The 14725-nt window shown below is 69.9% G+C and carries 10 protein-coding genes; 7 read left to right on the forward strand and 3 right to left on the reverse strand.

What is annotated here, in order from left to right; all coding sequences use genetic code 11:
- Positions 1-25: 25 nt before the first annotated feature.
- Complete coding sequence (valS, locus tag A3CE_RS0135560; RefSeq protein ID WP_020644869.1) at positions 26-2542, reverse strand: valine--tRNA ligase; 2517 nt, start codon at positions 2540-2542, stop codon at positions 26-28.
- A gap of 9 nt (positions 2543-2551) precedes the next feature.
- Complete coding sequence (locus tag A3CE_RS0135565) at positions 2552-3805, reverse strand: MFS transporter (protein WP_020644870.1); 1254 nt, start codon at positions 3803-3805, stop codon at positions 2552-2554.
- Between the two features lie 63 nt (positions 3806-3868).
- On the opposite strand from A3CE_RS0135565, the gene A3CE_RS0135570 reads away from it, so the two are divergent.
- Genes A3CE_RS0135570 through A3CE_RS0135580 form a run of 3 tightly spaced genes read left to right on the forward strand, consistent with a single transcriptional unit; the run spans position 3869 to position 6931 of the window.
- A complete protein-coding gene (locus A3CE_RS0135570) occupies positions 3869-4372 on the forward strand; it encodes an ArsR/SmtB family transcription factor (protein WP_020644871.1) in 504 nt (167 codons plus the stop codon).
- Positions 4373-4415: 43 nt separating this feature from the next.
- Complete coding sequence (hflX, locus tag A3CE_RS0135575) at positions 4416-5858, forward strand: GTPase HflX (RefSeq protein ID WP_020644872.1); 1443 nt, start codon at positions 4416-4418, stop codon at positions 5856-5858.
- Positions 5859-5911: 53 nt separating this feature from the next.
- Complete coding sequence (locus A3CE_RS0135580; RefSeq protein ID WP_020644873.1) at positions 5912-6931, forward strand: SdiA-regulated/phytase-like domain-containing protein; 1020 nt, start codon at positions 5912-5914, stop codon at positions 6929-6931.
- A gap of 222 nt (positions 6932-7153) precedes the next feature.
- Here the strand turns inward: A3CE_RS0135580 and lexA are convergent, their stop codons facing one another.
- Positions 7154-7813 (reverse strand): transcriptional repressor LexA, encoded by a 660-nt coding sequence (lexA, locus tag A3CE_RS0135585; RefSeq protein WP_051183807.1) that lies wholly within the window; start codon positions 7811-7813, stop codon positions 7154-7156.
- 360 nt (positions 7814-8173) lie between these two features.
- Between lexA and A3CE_RS0135590 the strand changes: the two genes are divergently transcribed.
- The 4 genes from A3CE_RS0135590 to A3CE_RS0135605 all read left to right on the forward strand — a co-directional run bounded on the left by A3CE_RS0135590 (position 8174) and on the right by A3CE_RS0135605 (position 14674).
- Entirely contained in the window at positions 8174-8647 is a 474-nt protein-coding gene (locus tag A3CE_RS0135590; RefSeq protein ID WP_020644874.1) for a LysM peptidoglycan-binding domain-containing protein, read from the forward strand.
- A 277-nt stretch (positions 8648-8924) separates the two neighbouring features.
- Positions 8925-9419: a transcriptional regulator NrdR gene (gene nrdR, locus A3CE_RS0135595; protein WP_026469178.1), complete on the forward strand. Its 495-nt coding sequence runs from the start codon at positions 8925-8927 to the stop codon at positions 9417-9419.
- A 32-nt stretch (positions 9420-9451) separates the two neighbouring features.
- Positions 9452-13333 (forward strand): vitamin B12-dependent ribonucleotide reductase, encoded by a 3882-nt coding sequence (locus A3CE_RS0135600; protein WP_020644876.1) that lies wholly within the window; start codon positions 9452-9454, stop codon positions 13331-13333.
- 150 nt (positions 13334-13483) lie between these two features.
- Positions 13484-14674, forward strand: a complete 1191-nt coding sequence (locus A3CE_RS0135605; RefSeq protein ID WP_125592052.1) for a hypothetical protein — start codon at positions 13484-13486, stop codon at positions 14672-14674.
- The last annotated feature ends 51 nt before the right edge of the window (positions 14675-14725 follow it).

Below are 14725 nucleotides of genomic sequence, written 5' to 3' on the forward strand. Positions count from 1 at the left end.
CAATGTGCCATTCACGGCTTTCGGATCAGCCGATCTTGGCTTCGATCGCGAAGTCGCCTTCGCGTGTCTCGATGTTGGTGATCGCGCCCGCGACGCGGATGTCCGCCTGGATGTCCGCGAAGCGCGCCAGCAGCTCGGCCGGGCCGGTCAGGGTGAGCGTCTCGACGGCGGATCGCATCGACACCTTCGCGTCGGTCTTCGCCCGGCGGACCGCGGCGATCACCGCACCGGCCAGGGAAAGCAGCTCCGGGTCGCCGTCGACAGCCGTGGGAGAGGGCCACGCTGCCCGGTGCACCGAGCCCTGCTGCCACCACGACCAGACCTCTTCGGTCGCGAACGGCAGGAAGGGCGCGAACAGCCGCAGCACCGCCGACAACGCCGTCACCAGCGCGGCCTGCGCGGACGAAGCCGCCGCGGGCCCCAGGTCGCCGTACGCGCGGCCCTTCACCAGCTCGACGTAGTCGTCGCAGAACGTCCAGAAGAACGTCTCGGTCACCTGCAGCGCCCGGGCGTAGTCGAGGGCCTCCAAAGCCGCCGTGGCCTGGGAAACGACGGCCGCCAACGAGGCCAGTAGCGCGCGGTCCAGCGGCTCGGTCGCGACCGCGTCCGGAGAGGGCACCCCGAGGCCGAGGACGAAGCGGCTCGCGTTGAGCAGCTTCGTCGCCAGCCGGCGGCCGACCTTCATCTGGCCCTCGTCCACCGCTGTGTCGACGCCGGGCCGCGCGCTCGCCGCCCAGTAGCGGACCGCGTCCGAGCCGAAGCGCTCCAGCAGGCCGGCCGGGGTCGTCACGTTGCCTTTGGACTTCGACATCTTCTTGCGGTCCGGATCGAGCACCCAGCCCGCGATCGACGTCTCCCGCCACGGCAGCATGCCGTGCTCCCGCTCCGCGCGCACCGCCGTCGAGAACAGCCAGGTGCGGATGATCTCGTGCGCCTGCGGCCGCAGATCCATCGGGAACACCCGCTCGAACAGGTCGTCGTCGAGGCTCCACCGGCCGACGATCTGCGGCGTGAGCGACGACGTCGCCCAGGTGTCCATCACGTCGGGGTCGGCGGCGAACCCGCCCGGCACCCCACGCTGTTCCGGCGTGAATCCCGGTGGGACGTCGCTGCTCGGGTCCACCGGCAGGGTGTCCGGCAGCAGGCGCGCGTCGTAGTCCGGCTCGCCCCGGTCGTCGAGCCGGTACCACAGCGGGATCGGCACGCCGAAGAACCGCTGCCGGCTGACCAGCCAGTCACCGGCCAGGTTCTCCACCCACGCCGAGTACCGGACGCGCATGTGCTTCGGCACCCAGTTCAGCTCTTCGCCGCGGGCGAGCATCTTCTCCCGGAAGGAGGCGTCGGTCCCGCCGTTGCGCAGGTACCACTGCCGGCTGGCGACGATCTCCAGGGGTTTGTCGCCCTGTTCGTAGAACTTCACCGAGTGCGTGATCGGCCGCGGTTCCCCGTGCAGGGCACCGGCTTCGCGCAGCAAGCGGACCATGATCTCGCGTCCCGTGTGGACGGTCTTGCCCACCAGCGGCGCGTAGGCGTCCGACGGCACGCCATGGGGTGCGGCGGGCAGGAACCGGCCGTCGCGGCCGAGCACCACCCGGGTGGCCAGCCGCAGCTCGCGCCACCACGTGACGTCGGTGGTGTCGCCGAACGTGCACACCATCGCGATCCCGCGGCCCTTTTCCGGATCCGCGAGGTGGTGCGCCACGACGGGCACCTCGACGCCGAACACCGGCGTCCGCACGGACTTCCCGAAGAGCGGCTTGAACCGTTCGTCATCGGGGTGCGCCACCAGGGCGACGCACGCGGGCAGCAGTTCGGGCCGGGTCGTCGCGATCACGACGTCGGCGCCGTCCGGCCCGGTGAACGCGAGGTCGTGGAACGCGCCCGGGCGTTCGCGGTCCTCCAGCTCGGCCTGGGCGACGGCAGTCCGGAACGACACGTCCCAGAGCGTCGGCGCTTCGGCCTGGTACGCCTCACCGCGGTCGAGGTTGCGCAGGAACGCGCGCTGCGAGATCAGCCGGGAGTCGCGCCCGATCGTCTGGTAGGTCATCGTCCAGTCGACCGACAGCCCGAGCTGCCGCCACAGCTGCTCGAAGACCTTCTCGTCGGTCTCGGTCAGCGACTCGCACAGCTCGACGAAGTTGCGCCGCGAGATGGCGACGACGTCCTTGCCCGGCTTCTCCGGCGGCCGGAACTCCGGGTCATAGGGCAGCGAAGGCTCGCAGCGGACGCCGAAGTGGTTCTGCACCCGGCGTTCGGTCGGCAGGCCGTTGTCGTCCCACCCCATCGGGTAGAAGACCTCGAGCCCGCGCATCCGCTTGAACCGCGCGAGGACGTCGGTGTGGGTGTAGGAGAAGACGTGCCCGATGTGCAGCGACCCGCTGACCGTCGGCGGCGGGGTGTCGATCGAGTAGATCTCTTCGCGGGTCTTGGTGCGGTCGAATCGGTAGGCGCCGCTGGTTTCCCATACGGGTACCCACTTGGCCTCCAGACCGTCGACACCGACCTTGTCCGGGACTTGGGGGCGCTCGTATGGGGTACTCATGAAGCAACTCTAGGCGGCCGCGGAACCGCTTTTCGCCTCGGTCGGCAGGTCACGCATCTTCCGCAGCGGCGAGCAGACCACCCACAGCACCGAGGCCGCTTCGCCGGCGACCGCGACCCACATCGCGCCGCGCAGCCCGAGTCCTTCGCCGAGCCCGCCGCCCAGCAGACCGCCCAGCGGCAGCGTGCCCCAGACGACGAACCGCACGCTGGCGTTCATCCGGCCGAGCAGCCGGTCCGGGCAGATCGCCTGCCGGTAGGAAACCTGCGCGACGTTGTAGACGATGATCCCGAACCCGCCGGCGACGAGCCCGAACCCGGCGAGCCCGAGCCGCCAGTCCGGCGCGGCGAGCGGGATCAGCAGGTGGCCGGGCACGGTGACCAGCGGGACCAGCCAGATCGCTCGCGACTGGCCGAGCCGCCGGGTGACCGCGCCCGAGCAGAGCGCGCCGAGGATCCCGCCCGCGCCGCCGAACGCCATCAGCACGCCGACCGCGACCGGCGGCAGACCCACCGTCCGCGTCAGGAACAGCACCTGCACGGCCATGAACGCGCCGCCGAAGAAGTTCGCCGTCGCCGTCGTGCCCACGATCGCCCGCAACGGCTTGTCGGAGAAGACGAACCGCAGCCCCTCGGCGATCTGCGGGAGCAGCCGGGCGTGGCCGTCGTGCTCCGGCGTCGGTTCCGGCGTACGGATGCGCAGCAGGCACAGCGCCGACGTCAGGAAGCCGAAGCCGGTGACCAGCACGGTGTTCGCCGCGGTCACCAGCTGGACCAGCACGCCCGCGGCGCCCGGTCCGGCGATCTGCGCGGTCGACTGGACGGCCTGCAGCTTGGCGTTGCCTTCCAGGAGGTGCTCCCGGCCGACGAGCGAGGGCAGGTACGACTGATACGCGATGTCGAAGAACACCGTCGCGATGCCGACGAACAGCACGACGACCAGCAGCTGAGCGAGTGTCAGCACCCCCGCCCACCAGGCGACCGGCACGCTCAGGAGCAGCGCCGCACGCGTGAAGTCGGCGGTGAGCATGACCTGGCGGCGGCGCATCCGGTCGACCCACACGCCCGCGGGCAGCCCGATCAGCAGGAAGGCGAGTGTTTCGGCCGCGGTGAGCAGGCCCATCTCGAACGGCGTCGCGGCCAGCGTCACGGCCGCGAGCAGCGGGACGGCGGTGGTGCCGACGAACACGCCGAACTGGCTGGCTGTGTCGCCGGCCCACAGCCGCCTGAAGTCGGCGTGGAAGAAGAGTGACCCCCTGGACATGGCGACGAGTCTGGCGTGAGTGATTGGAAAGTGTCAATCACTGTTCGCTCTAGGCTGTCCGCCGTGCTCCCTGCGAAACGACGTGCCGCGACCGAAGCCGAGGCCGCCGCGCTGGCCTCCGGAATACGGCTGCGCATCATCCGGTTGACTTTCTCGGAGGCGCTCACGAACAAGGAGCTGGCCGAACGGCTGGGCCGGGATCCGGCGACCACGCTGCACCACGTGCGCAAACTCGTCGACACCGGCTTCCTCGCCGCGCAGCCGCCGCGCCGCGGCGCCCGGGGGGCGAAGGAAATTCCGTATCTTTCGACGGGGCTCTCGTGGACACTCGACTCATGCGGTGACAAGGGCGTGGAACAGGCGGTTCTCGAGGCCTACCTGGCCGAGATCGCCGAGACCGGATTCGAGGGCGTGCACCAGACACGCCTGGTCGTCCAGGTGGCCCCCGAGGAGCGGGCGGAGCTGGAAACCCGGCTGAACGCCCTGCTCGAGGAGTTCCGTGCGCGACCGCGCCGTCCCGGCGCGGAACGCACCGCGGTCTACCTCGCCACCTATCCCAGCAGCTAATGAGTTCGGTTCCCGCGGCGAATCGTGGGAACATGGAGGCACGATGACAGAACTGACACACACCGAAGACCACGACGACGACCTGTACGACCCGTCGACCGGCGAGATGGAACTCGAAGACCGAGCGTCGCTGCGCCGGGTCAGGGGACTGTCCACGGAGCTGGACGACGTCACCGAGGTCGAGTACCGGCAACTGCGGCTCGAGCGCGTCGTGCTGGTCGGCGTGTGGACCGAGGGCACAGCCCTGCAGTCCGAGGCGTCGCTGGCCGAGCTGGCGCGCCTGGCCGAGACGGCGGGCTCGGAGGTCCTCGAAGGTCTCATCCAGCGGCGGACCAAACCGGACCCGGCCACCTACATCGGCTCGGGCAAGGTGCGGGAGCTGCGTGACATCGTCGGGTCCACCGGCGCCGACACCGTGATCTGCGACGGCGAGCTCTCGCCGGGCCAGCTGCGGCAGCTCGAGGAGAAGGTCAAGGTCAAGGTCATCGACCGGACCGCCCTGATCCTCGACATCTTCGCCCAGCACGCCCGGTCGAAGGAAGGCAAGGCGCAGGTCGAGCTGGCCCAGCTGCAGTACCTGATCCCGCGGCTGCGCGGGTGGGGTACGTCGCTGTCCCGGCAGGCCGGTGGCCGCGCCGGCGGCGCGAACGGCGGCGTGGGCCTGCGCGGTCCCGGTGAGACCAAGCTCGAGACCGACCGGCGGCGGATCAACAAGCGCGTGTCGAAGCTGCGCCGGGAGATCGTCGCCATGGACACCATCCGCGAGACCAAGCGCGGGCGGCGGCTGGCCAACGAGGTGCCCAGCGTGGCGATCGTCGGCTACACCAACGCCGGCAAGTCGAGCCTGCTCAACGCGCTGACCGGGGCCGGGGTGCTGGTGGAGGACGCGCTGTTCGCCACCCTCGACCCGACCACGCGGCGCGCGCAGACCGCGGACGGGCGGGGCTACACGCTGACCGACACCGTCGGGTTCGTGCGGCACCTGCCACACCAGCTGGTGGACGCGTTCCGCTCGACGCTGGAGGAAGCCGCCGACGCGGACCTGCTGCTGCACGTGGTGGACGGGGCCGACCCCGCACCCGAGGAGCAGGTCAGCGCCGTGCGCGAAGTGCTCGGCGAGATCACGCGCAAGCGCAAGGAGCCGCTCCCGCCGGAGCTGCTGGTGATCAACAAGATCGACGCGTCCGACGACGTCACCCTCGCCCGGCTGCGGCACGCGCTGGCCGGGTCGGTGCCGGTTTCGGCGCGCACCGGGGCGGGCATCGCCGAGCTCGTCGAGGTGATCGCCGACCGCCTGCCGCGGCCGGAGGTCACGGTCGACGCCCTCGTGCCCTACTCGCGCGGCGAGCTGGTCGCGCGGGCGCACGCGGACGGCGAAGTCCTCGAAGAGGAGCACGTCGAGGACGGCACGCGCCTGCTGGTGCGGGTCCGCCCGGACCTCGCGGCCGCTTTGCGCGAGTTCGAGACCAACTCGACCAGGGCCTGACACGTCTCCGTAGTGTGCGGTTCGAGGGAACCGCACACTACGGAGGTGGCTGGGTGCGCTGGGTGGTCGCTTTCGCGGCGGTGGTTGTCGCGGTGCTCGGCGGGCCGGTACCCGCGTCGGCGGCCGAAGCGCCGCAGACGCTGTGCACGATCAAGGACTCCCGGATCGGCGAGCTGTCCGGCCTGGTGTCCGACGGCGAGCACCTCTACGCGATGAACGACGGCGGCACCAAGATCCAGGTGTTCGTGCTGGGCCGGGACTGCAAGGTGCAGAAGGTCCTCACCGATCGCACGGACCCGTTCGACCCCGAGGACCTGGCCCGCACGGCCGACGGGACGCTGTGGCTGTCCGACACCGGCGACAACAACAAGGGCCGGCTGACGGTCGCCCTGGAGGAGCTGAGTCCCCAGGGCAAGGTCACGATGCACCGGCTCACCTACCCCGATGGCCAGCACGACACCGAAGCGCTGATCATGGACAAGTCGGGGACGCCGTACCTGATCACCAAGGACATCCTCGGTGAGGCGAAGGTCTACCGGCCTTCGGGCCCGTTGGCGAGTCCGGGGCCGACCAACCTTGAGAAGGTCGGTTCGCTGAAGATCTCCGCTACGGACACCCAGGGCGGCCCGGTCGGGTCGATCGGCTCGGTGCTGGTCACCGGCGGCGCCTCGACGGCCGACGGCAGCGTCGTCGCGCTGCGCACCTACACCGACGCTTACCTCTACGCCGTGCCCGACGGCGACGTCCTGGCCGCGCTGCAGCGCACCCCGGTCCGGATTCCGTTGCCGGGGGAGAAGCAGGGCGAGGCGATCGCGTTCGACCCCGACGGGACGCTGGTGTCCGGCAGCGAAGGGGTGGGCCAGCCGCTCCGCGTGGTGCGGGGCGCGGCCGCGCTGGCCGCGCAGTCGGCGTCGGCGTCGGCGGACGGGAAGTCCTCGGCAGGCACCGGCGCGTCGTCCGGTTCGGCGGGGGACGGGGCCGGGCTCCCCATCCTCCCCGCCGCCGGGATCACGCTGGCGGTGGTCGGGATCGGCTGGTTCGGCATCACCAGGCTGCGCCGCCGAACCCGCTGAGGCAGCCTCGGCTCCCCACGGCCAAGACCACCCGATCCAGTGAACTTCCAAGAACCCACATCAGCCGTGCGAAACCCGGGCGTTCACGCCCAAGGTGACCGAGGTGGGGGCCCGGGGGCTCGCCCCCGGGCGGGGTCTGGGGGGTTGCACCCCCAGAAGACACTTGGAGCGAGCGGCCGTGGTCCGCGCTTTCCGCGGACACACCTCGCCCCATCCGACTCGCTACAACCGCCTCAATACCGCCACGACCTTGCCGAGCACCGTCGCGTCGTCGCCGGGAATCGGCTCGTACGCCTCGTTGTGCGGCATCAGCCAGATGTGGCCGCCCTTGCGCTTGAAGGTCTTGACCGTGGCCTCGCCGTCGATCATCGCCGCGACGATCTCGCCGTTGTCGGCGTCCGGCTGCTGCCGGACCACGACCCAGTCGCCGTCGGTGATGGCCGCGTCGATCATCGAGTCGCCGGTGACCTTCAGCAGGAACAGCTCGCCCTCGCCGACGATCTCCCGCGGCAGCGGGAAGACGTCCTCGATGGACTGCTCGGCCAGCACCGGGCCACCGGCGGCGATCCGGCCGACCAGCGGCACGTACGCCGCCTTCGGCATGACCGGCTGCTGGTCCATCTCGATGCCCATGGGGTTGTCGTCGGTCGCCGAGAGCACGCCGACCGCGCGCGGCCGGTTCGCGTCCCGCCGCAGGTAACCCTTGCGCTGCAGGGCGCGCAGCTGGTGCGAGACCGACGACGTCGACGTCAGCCCCACCGCTTCGCCGATCTCGCGGACGCTCGGCGGGTAGCCGAACCGGCTCACCCACGAGCGGATCACGTCGAGGACCTGCTGCTGGCGGACGGTGAGAGCGTCGTCCACCTCATACACCTCGGGCATGGCGTGCACCTTGCCCGAGCCACCGGGGGACCCACTGGTCCTGCCCGCCTTGTTCTCCTTCGCCACTGCGTCGCCTCCCAGACGTTCGCTGCACGTATCTGCGCGCCGGCTGCCGCCCGCGGGGGTGCGGGCAGCCTCGCCGGCGGCATCTGCCCGGCAGATGCCCTGGTCACCGACGTTAGCCCCCGGGCACGACGATTTCAAACATCTGTTCGATCGACACGCCGTGTCCGCTCGATTTTGTCGGTGGTAGGTGGTAGACCTTCGCACGGGCGTTCGATAGAACGCCTGTTCGACCTTGATCCACGGGCCGCCCCGGTCCGGGAATCGGGCGGACACCAGGGTTTCGAGGAGGTTCGGATGTCCATTCTGGCCGAACGCGGGCAAGCCCGCCCGGCGATCCCGGTCCCGGCGCCACCCCGTCCCGTGCGCGTACTGCGCGGCCGCCGCGGCGAGGTGCACCGCCCGCCGACGCGCGCGCGGGTCGTGGCGGGCCGCCGTCCGGCCGGCGCGCCGTGCGCGGCGCCCCGGCGGGTTCCGGTGCGGTGGCCGTGGCTCGCCGCGCTCGCCGTCGCGAGCTGCCTGGTGATCACCGGATTGGGTCTTTTGGGCGGCGGTTCCGCGGGCGCTCCGGTGCCGGAACGGACGGCCGCGGTGTCGGTCGGGCAGGGCGACACGCTCGCCTCGCTGGCCGCGCGATTCGCGCCGGACAGCGACCCTGGCGCGGTTGTCGCCCGGATCAAGGAGCTGAATCGCCTGGACCAGACCGTTCTGGTGCCCGGGCTGTCGCTCACGGTCCCGGTCGCCGACCCGTCCGCCGCGCCCTCCCCCTGATCTGCCGGAGCCGTCAACCGCACTCACCCGGGTGGGAATCCGGCCCGGCGTGCCGCTTGCGCGTCCACCTCTCGAGTTCTACCCTTCGCCGCTATATGTAGTAGTTACACCGCTGTAGTTGGTCCACAGGTTGGGGTAGACTGGGCAGCAGTTGTCCACAGCTGGTCGGCCTTTACCCACCGGATGTCCACAAGTCGATCACCAGGTGCAGGGGCTGCGTGGTGGCCGCGGGGACGTCGACCGGGGCGGCCGGCGCGGAGGGGAAGGTGATCGGCGGATGAGGTGCCCGTTCTGCCGGCATGCGGACTCTCGGGTCGTCGACTCCCGAGAGGTGGATGAAGGCCAGGCGATCCGCAGGCGGCGCTCGTGCGCGTCGTGCGGACGGCGGTTCACGACTTCGGAGACGATGGTGCTCGCCGTCGTCAAGCGGTCCGGGGTCACCGAACAGTTCAGCCGGGACAAGGTGGTGAGCGGCGTCCGCCGCGCCTGCCAGGGCAGGCCGGTCGACGACGACGCGCTGCAGCAGCTCGCGCAGCGCGTGGAGGAGTCGATCCGCTCCGCCGGGCTGGCGGAGATCCCGAGTCACGAAGTCGGCCTGGCGATCCTGGGCCCGCTGCGTGAGCTCGACGGGGTCGCCTACCTCCGGTTCGCCAGTGTCTACCGGTCCTTCTCGTCGGTCGAAGACTTCGAGAAGGAGATCGCCGACCTTCGTGAGGCCATGGCGGGTGCAGCTGCCCCCCAGGAGAGCGATCAGCGCGAAGACGGCGATTGAGCCGTCCCGCCGCGGGAGTGAGGGTGCGACCGATGACCGAAACCGTGGGTACGGGGGCCGGCGCGGCCACCGGCAAGAAGAGCAAGACAGCCGGCGGGCTCAGCGTGAAGCGCGTCTTCACGACCGAAGGGCAGCACCCGTACGACCAGGTGACCTGGGAACAGCGGGACGTCGTGATGACGAACTGGCGCGACGGCACGGTCAACTTCGAGCAGCGCGGCGTGGAGTTCCCGGACTTCTGGTCGGTCAACGCGACCAACATCGTCACGAGCAAGTACTTCCGCGGCGCCGTCGGAAGCCCCCAGCGTGAGCGCAGCCTCAAGCAGCTCATCGACCGCGTCGTGATGACATACGTCCAGGCCGCGCGTGACCACGGCTACTTCGCCGCCCCGCAGGACCTGGAGATCTTCGAGCACGAGCTCACCTGGATGCTGCTGCACCAGGTCTTCAGCTTCAACTCCCCGGTCTGGTTCAACGTCGGCACGCCGTCGAAGCAGCAGGTCAGCGCCTGCCAGCCGTACGACGCCCTGGTGAGCACTCCCGGCGGAGCCGTGCCGATCGGCCGCTTTGTGGAGCTGAACGCCGTGGGCGCCAAGGTCTATGACGCTCACGGGCTGACGAAGGTCGTCGCCACCAAGGCGAACGGGGTCAAGGAAGTCCTGCGCGTCACCACGAAGTCGGGCCACGTCCTCGATGTCACGGCCGATCACCTCGTGTGGCGCGCCGCTTCGAACGGCGGCAAGTTCGTGCCCGCCGGAGAGCTCCGTGTGGGCGACACGCTCGAATGGCACCGCCGCGGCGCGTTCGGTGAGGAGGAGATCAGGGAGACCGATGTCGCCGAAGCCGCACTCGCCGGCTGGTTGCAGTCCGACGGCTTCGTCGGCCAGTACCAGGGGACGAACCGTTCCCTCACCATCGAAGCGATGACCGTGAACGATGCCGAGCTGGCCTGGGTGCGCGACGCGCTCGACCGGGTCTTCCCGGACGTTCACCGCCACGAACGTGCCGTCGAGACGAAGGACGAGACCCTCGACTGCCGCCGCACCCGCCTTTACGGCAAAGGTCTCGAGAACTTCGTCGAAGCCTGGGGCCTGCGTGCTCGCGGGACCGACATGGAGGTGCCGGAGCACCTGCACACGGCTCCGCTCCCCGTGGTCGCCGCCTACCTGCGGAGCATCTTCCAGGCCGAGGGTTACGTCTCCGCGCGCGAACGGTCCACTTTGGTCGCGTTGGACATGATCGGCGAAGACCTGGTCCGTGGCCTTCAGCAGCTCCTGGCCCGGTTCGGCATCTTCGCCCGGGTGGGTCGCAAGAAGGAGAGCCGGCCGGATCGGCACGACCTGTGGGGCATCCGGATCCAGAACGCCGGCGACCGGCGGATCTTCGCGGACGAAATCGGGTTCATCGACCCCGTGAAGACCGCGAAACTGGAGGCGTCTTTCGAGCAGCCCGGGTTGCCCGCCCGCGACACGAAGCGGCTGAAGATCGCCGCGATCGAAAGCCGCGGTGAGATGCCGGTCTACGACATCCAGACCGAATCGGGCGAGTACCTCTCCGGGAACCTCCGTGTCCACAACTGCTTCATCCTCGCGGTCGACGACACGATGGAGTCGATCCTCAACTGGTACCGCGAAGAGGGCCTCATCTTCAAGGGTGGCTCCGGCGCCGGGCTGAACCTCTCCCGCATCCGCTCCTCCAAGGAACTGCTCACCTCCGGCGGCACGGCCTCGGGCCCGGTCTCGTTCATGCGCGGCGCCGACGCGTCGGCGGGCACCATCAAGTCCGGCGGCGCGACGCGGCGTGCGGCGAAGATGGTCGTGCTCGACGTCGACCACCCGGACGTCGAGGAGTTCATCCAGACCAAGGCGCGCGAAGAGAAGAAGATCAAAGTCCTCCGCGACGCCGGGTTCGACATGGATCTCTCCGGCGCCGACATCTCCTCGGTGCAGTACCAGAACGCCAACAACTCCGTCCGCGTGACCGACGAGTTCATGCAGGCGGTGGAAAACGGCACCGACTTCGGCCTGCGTGCCCGGCTCACCGGCGAGGTGATCGACCGGACCGACGCGAAGAAGCTCTTCCGCAGCCTGGCCCAGGCCGCGTGGGAGTGCGCCGATCCGGGCATCCAGTACGACGGCACGATCAACGACTGGCACACCTGCCCGGAGTCCGGGCGGATCACCGCGTCCAATCCCTGTTCCGAGTACATGCACCTCGACAACTCGAGCTGCAACCTGGCCTCGCTGAACCTGCTCAAGTTCGTCACGCCCGAGGGCACGTTCGACGCGCCGCTGTTCGCCCGCGCCGTCGAGTTCGTCATCACGGCGATGGACATTTCCATCTGCTTCGCCGACTTCCCGACCGAGCCGATCGCCGACACCACGCGGAAGTTCCGCCAGCTCGGCATCGGGTACGCCAACCTCGGCGCGCTGCTGATGGCGCTGGGCCACGCGTACGACTCCGATGGCGGCCGCGCCCTCGCAGCGGCGATCACGTCGCTGATGACGGGCGTGTCGTACCGGCGCTCGGCCGAGCTGGCCCGCGCGGTCGGCGCGTACGAGGGCTACGCGCGCAACGCCGAAGCGCACCAGCGCGTCATGCGCAAGCACGCGGCGGCGAACGAGCTCGTCCGCACCTACCACTCGAACGACGCCGCCGTGCGCGCGCTGGCGACCGAGGAGTGGAAGAAGGGCGTCGACATCGGGACGAAGCACGGCTGGCGCAACGCGCAAGCCAGTGTGCTGGCTCCTACCGGCACCATCGGCTTCATGATGGACTGCGACACCACCGGGATCGAGCCGGACTTCTCGCTGGTCAAGTTCAAGAAGCTGGTCGGCGGCGGCTCGATGCAGATCGTCAACCAGACGGTGCCGCGCGCGCTGACCGCGCTCGGCTACCAGGACGAGCAGGTCGAGGCGATCGTCGAGTTCGTGGCGCAGCACGGCCACGTCGTCGACGCGCCGGGGCTGCGGCCGGAGCACTACGAGGTGTTCGACTGCGCGGTCGGCGAACGCTCGATCGCGCCGATGGGGCACGTCCGGATGATGGCCGCGGTGCAGCCGTTCCTGTCGGGCGCGATCTCCAAGACGGTCAACATGCCGGAGACGGCGACGGTCGAAGAGGTCGAGGAGATCTACTTCCAGGGCTGGAAGCTCGGCCTGAAGGCCCTCGCGATCTACCGCGACAACTGCAAGGTCGGCCAGCCGCTGTCGACGGCGAAGAAGGAGACGGCCGCGGCGCAGCCCGAGAAGGTCGTCGAGTACCGGCCGGTGCGCAAGCGCCTGCCGAAGAAGCGCCCGAGCCAGACGGTGTCGTTCACCGTCGGCGGCGCGGAGGGCTACCTGACCGCGGGCTCGTACCCCGACGACGGCCTCGGTGAGATCTTCGTCAAGCTCGGCAAGCAGGGCTCGACGCTGGCCGGCGTGATGGACGCGTTCTCGATGTCGATCTCGGTGGGCCTGCAGCACGGCATCCCGCTCGAGTTCTACGTCTCGAAGTTCTCGAACCTGCGCTTCGAGCCGGCCGGCATGACCGACGACCCGGACATCCGCATCGCGACGAGCGTGATGGACTACCTGTTCCGCCGGCTGGCGCTGGACTACCTGCCCTACGACAAGCGTTCGCAGCTGGGCATCCTGTCCGCGGACGAGCGGTCGGCGGAGGTCGAAGCGAACTACGGCGGCTCCAGTGTGGACATCGAGGCGTTGCGGTCCACAGTGGATTCTTCGCCGGAGCCCCACGCCGAGGAAACCGGGCACCCGCACCGCGAAGCCCAGACGACGACGGAGCTGATGGAGCTCCGCCTCGGCAAGGCGGCGGACGCCCCGCTGTGCATGACATGCGGAACGAAGATGCGCCCGGCAGGCTCGTGCTACGCGTGCGAAGGCTGTGGCGCGACGTCCGGTTGTAGCTGACAGCTGACGCTGACCCGGGTGGGTCCCACCACCCGGGTCAGCAGAACGCCTGCCAGGATCCGGTCGACAAGGCGCCTGAGGTCGCCGCGGATGTAACGCCGGCCCCGGCGCCGACGATCTCACGCCGATCGACGCGGCGATGAGGTGATCATGACGGACTCGATGCGGGCATCGGTGGCCCATCGGATGGTGCCGCCGGAATGCCGGCTGAGACTGGTGCAGCACATCCCGTTCCTGACGAGCCTCGACGCGGTGCCGGCGCGCATCGAGAGCTCCGAGCCGGGCCTGGACCTCCAGATGTACACCCCGGCGCTGGAAGGGGAGCTTCGCCGGTACCTGCCGCACCGGGTGGCGACCTTCGACGTCACCGATGTCGAAGCGGGGGGCGGGGAGCCGCGGTTCCGGCTGCGGTCGGCGAAGTGCCGGCTGTGGGACTCCGGCGCCTGCGTGCTGGAGATCGGCTACGACGTCGACGTCGCCGGCATGTCCTGCCAGGAACTGCGCCATGCCATCGACCGGCTGCACGAACTCGCCCCCGAGCGGTGGAGCGAAACCGCCGCGCGGTGTGCGGACCACTTCGCGGCGAATCTCGGTGGCGGCAGGAGCGAGCCCACCACGGTGTGGGTGCACGACACGCTGATCTTCAGCGGGCTCGCCGCCCGTGCCGGGGAAGAGATCGCCGATTACTACTCGGACGGGGGCGCCCGGCACGAACTCACGATGGAGCGGCACCGCTGGCCGCTCCGGCTCGGTTTGACGGCGTGCCTGGTGACCGACGACGCCGACTGCCGCAAGGCCGCGATCCGCGTCATCGAGGCCCATCAGGCGTTGTGGGCCACGGCGATCGAATACGACCGGCAGCTGTTCCGGGTGCTCGCCCAGGAGGCCGCGGGAAAAGGGGTGCGCCGGCTCGAAGAGGAACTCGACGAGCTGCTCCGGGTGCAGCGGAAGATCAGCGACTTCGCGTCGAAGGTCTCGGCCACCCCGGTGCACCTGTCCCGGCTGGACCAGCAGCTGTGGGTCGCCGTGCGCGAATCGTGGCGTCTGCAGGACCAGATCGACGGGCTGACCGGGCGGCTCGGCACGCTCAGGAGCTCCTACTCCGAACTCGCGAACCGCATCGGGACGCGGCGCAGCCGCCGGCTTTCCTACTTTCTCGTGGTCTTCACGCTGCTGAGCGCGGTTTCGACCGCGGCGAGCCTGCGCGTCTTCGTCCAGCAGGACCTCCAGCCGGCGAACGCGGACAGCGTGCGATGGCTGCTGGTCTTCGCCGGGATCGCGGCCGTGCTCGCGGTGGTCCTCGTGGTGTTCGTGGCGCGCGGGTACCGGCGGCGGCGTTGATCCCTCATCGGATCTCCACGGAATCGCCCCACGATGTCCACGGCCGCCCGG

Origin of the sequence: Amycolatopsis balhimycina FH 1894 (genome assembly GCF_000384295.1) — a bacterium.
In the GTDB taxonomy this organism is placed as follows: Bacteria; Actinomycetota; Actinomycetes; order Mycobacteriales; family Pseudonocardiaceae; genus Amycolatopsis; species Amycolatopsis balhimycina.

Excerpts from the sequence above, each read along its gene's own strand:
- A3CE_RS0135565 (WP_020644870.1), bottom strand. The coding sequence starts at position 3,805 with ATGTCCAGGGGGTCACTCTTCTTCCACGCCGACTTCAGGCGGCTGTGG.
- A3CE_RS0135605 (WP_125592052.1), top strand. The coding sequence starts at position 13,484 with ATGACGGACTCGATGCGGGCATCGGTGGCCCATCGGATGGTGCCGCCG.
- nrdR (WP_026469178.1), top strand. The coding sequence starts at position 8,925 with ATGAGGTGCCCGTTCTGCCGGCATGCGGACTCTCGGGTCGTCGACTCC.
- valS (WP_020644869.1), bottom strand. The coding sequence starts at position 2,542 with ATGAGTACCCCATACGAGCGCCCCCAAGTCCCGGACAAGGTCGGTGTC.
- hflX (WP_020644872.1), top strand. The coding sequence starts at position 4,416 with ATGACAGAACTGACACACACCGAAGACCACGACGACGACCTGTACGAC.
- lexA (WP_051183807.1), bottom strand. The coding sequence starts at position 7,813 with ATGCCCGAGGTGTATGAGGTGGACGACGCTCTCACCGTCCGCCAGCAG.
- A3CE_RS0135600 (WP_020644876.1), top strand. The coding sequence starts at position 9,452 with ATGACCGAAACCGTGGGTACGGGGGCCGGCGCGGCCACCGGCAAGAAG.
- A3CE_RS0135590 (WP_020644874.1), top strand. The coding sequence starts at position 8,174 with ATGTCCATTCTGGCCGAACGCGGGCAAGCCCGCCCGGCGATCCCGGTC.